Here is a 3,014-nt window from a genome sequence, read left to right on the forward strand (position 1 = left end):
AAAAAAGAAACAAACGCAAGATATTCAAATTGTGATCACTTACGTGATTGCAAGTGTAGTACTTTTAACTTTTAGGTTAAGTTAATAAGGGCGCACGGTGGATGCCTTGGCACTAGGAGTCGACGAAGGACGGCACTAACACCGATATGCTTCGGGGAGCTGTAAGTGAGCTTCGATCCGGAGATTTCCGAATGGGGAAACCCACTGCCCGTAATGGGGCAGTACATTTGCGTGAATACATAGCGCATCTGAGACACACCCAGGGAACTGAAACATCTAAGTACCTGGAGGAAGAGAAAGAAAATTCGATTCCCTGAGTAGCGGCGAGCGAAACGGGAAGAGCCCAAACCAAGAGGCTTGCCTCTTGGGGTTGTAGGACACTCTATACGGAGTTACAAAAGAATGAGTTAGATGAAGCGACCTGGAAAGGTCCGCAGGATAGGGTAAAAGCCCCGTAGTCCAAAATTCATTCCCTCCAGAGTGTATCCTGAGTACGGCGGAACACGTGAAATTCCGTCGGAATCCGGGAGGACCATCTCCCAAGGCTAAATACTACCTAGTGACCGATAGTGAACCAGTACCGTGAGGGAAAGGTGAAAAGCACCCCGGAAGGGGAGTGAAATAGACCCTGAAACCGTGTGCCTACAAATAGTCAAAGCCCGTTAACGGGTGATGGCGTGCCTTTTGTAGAATGAACCGGCGAGTTACGATTACATGCGAGGTTAAGTTGAGAAGACGGAGCCGCAGCGAAAGCGAGTCTGAATAGGGCGAATGAGTATGTGGTCGTAGACCCGAAACCAGGTGATCTACCCATGTCCAGGATGAAGGTAAGGTAACACTTACTGGAGGTCCGAACCCACGCACGTTGAAAAGTGCGGGGATGAGGTGTGGGTAGCGGAGAAATTCCAATCGAACCTGGAGATAGCTGGTTCTCTCCGAAATAGCTTTAGGGCTAGCCTCAAACGTTAGAATCTTGGAGGTAGAGCACTGTTTGGACTAGGGGCCCATCCCGGGTTACCGAATTCAGACAAACTCCGAATGCCAATGATTTATGTTTGGGAGTCAGACTGCGAGTGATAAGATCCGTAGTCAAGAGGGAAACAGCCCAGACCACCAGCTAAGGTCCCAAAGTATTTGTTAAGTGGAAAAGGATGTGGCGTTGCTTAGACAACCAGGATGTTGGCTTAGAAGCAGCCATCATTTAAAGAGTGCGTAATAGCTCACTGGTCGAGTGACGCTGCGCCGAAAATGTATCGGGGCTAAACAAATCACCGAAGCTGTGGATTGATACCTTTGGTATCAGTGGTAGGAGAGCGTTCTAAGGGCGTTGAAGTCAGACCGGAAGGACTGGTGGAGCGCTTAGAAGTGAGAATGCCGGTATGAGTAGCGAAAGATGGGTGAGAATCCCATCCACCGTATGACTAAGGTTTCCTGAGGAAGGCTCGTCCGCTCAGGGTTAGTCGGGACCTAAGTCGAGGCCGATAGGCGTAGACGATGGACAACAGGTTGATATTCCTGTACCACCACCCCACCGTTTGAGTGATGGGGGGACGCAGTAGGATAGGGTAAGCGTGCTGTTGGTTATGCACGTCCAAGCAGTGAGGTGTGAGTGTAGGCAAATCCGCACTCTGTAACATTGAGCTGTGATGGCGAGGACTTAGTCCGAAGTTCCTGATTTCACACTGCCAAGAAAAGCCTCTAACGAGGTGGGAGGTGCCCGTACCGCAAACCGACACAGGTAGTCGAGGAGAGAATCCTAAGGTGAGCGAGAGAACTCTCGTTAAGGAACTCGGCAAAATGACCCCGTAACTTCGGGAGAAGGGGTGCTCTTTTGGGTGTATAGCCTAGAAGAGCCGCAGTGAATAGGCCCAGGCGACTGTTTAGCAAAAACACAGGTCTCTGCAAAACCGTAAGGTGAAGTATAGGGGCTGACGCCTGCCCGGTGCTGGAAGGTTAAGAGGAGTGCTTAGCGCAAGCGAAGGTGCGAATTGAAGCCCCAGTAAACGGCGGCCGTAACTATAACGGTCCTAAGGTAGCGAAATTCCTTGTCGGGTAAGTTCCGACCCGCACGAAAGGCGTAACGATCTGGGCACTGTCTCAACGAGAGACTCGGTGAAATTATAGTACCTGTGAAGATGCAGGTTACCCGCGACAGGACGGAAAGACCCCGTGGAGCTTTACTGTAGCTTGATATTGAATTTTGGTGCAACTTGTACAGGATAGGTAGGAGCCTTAGAGCCCGGAGCGCCAGCTTCGGAGGAGGCGTCGGTGGGATACTACCCTGGTTGTATTGAAATTCTAACCCATACCCGTAACCCGGGTAGGAGACAGTGTCAGGCGGGCAGTTTGACTGGGGCGGTCGCCTCCTAAAGTGTAACGGAGGCGCCCAAAGGTTCCCTCAGAATGGTTGGAAATCATTCGAAGAGTGTAAAGGCAGAAGGGAGCTTGACTGCGAGACCTACAAGTCGAGCAGGGTCGAAAGACGGGCTTAGTGATCCGGTGGTTCCGCATGGAAGGGCCATCGCTCAACGGATAAAAGCTACCCCGGGGATAACAGGCTTATCTCCCCCAAGAGTCCACATCGACGGGGAGGTTTGGCACCTCGATGTCGGCTCATCGCATCCTGGGGCTGTAGTCGGTCCCAAGGGTTGGGCTGTTCGCCCATTAAAGCGGTACGCGAGCTGGGTTCAGAACGTCGTGAGACAGTTCGGTCCCTATCCGTCGTGGGCGTAGGAAATTTGAGAGGAGCTGTCCTTAGTACGAGAGGACCGGGATGGACACACCGCTGGTGTACCAGTTGTTCTGCCAAGGGCATCGCTGGGTAGCTATGTGTGGACGGGATAAGTGCTGAAAGCATCTAAGCACGAAGCCCCCCTCAAGATGAGATTTCCCATTACGCAAGTAAGTAAGATCCCTCAAAGACGATGAGGTAGATAGGTTCGGGGTGGAAGCGTGGCGACACGTGCAGCTGACGAATACTAATCGATCGAGGACTTAACCAAATTGTTTGTTTC

The 3,014-nt window shown here is 51.6% G+C and carries 1 rRNA gene; it reads left to right on the forward strand.

The window, feature by feature from the left end:
- The first annotated feature begins 74 nt into the window (after positions 1–74).
- Positions 75–3,002 (forward strand): 23S ribosomal RNA (locus H9650_RS20200).
- Positions 3,003–3,014 lie beyond the last annotated feature (12 nt).

Source organism: Psychrobacillus faecigallinarum, assembly GCF_014836595.1.
Classification (GTDB): Bacteria; Bacillota; Bacilli; order Bacillales_A; family Planococcaceae; genus Psychrobacillus; species Psychrobacillus faecigallinarum.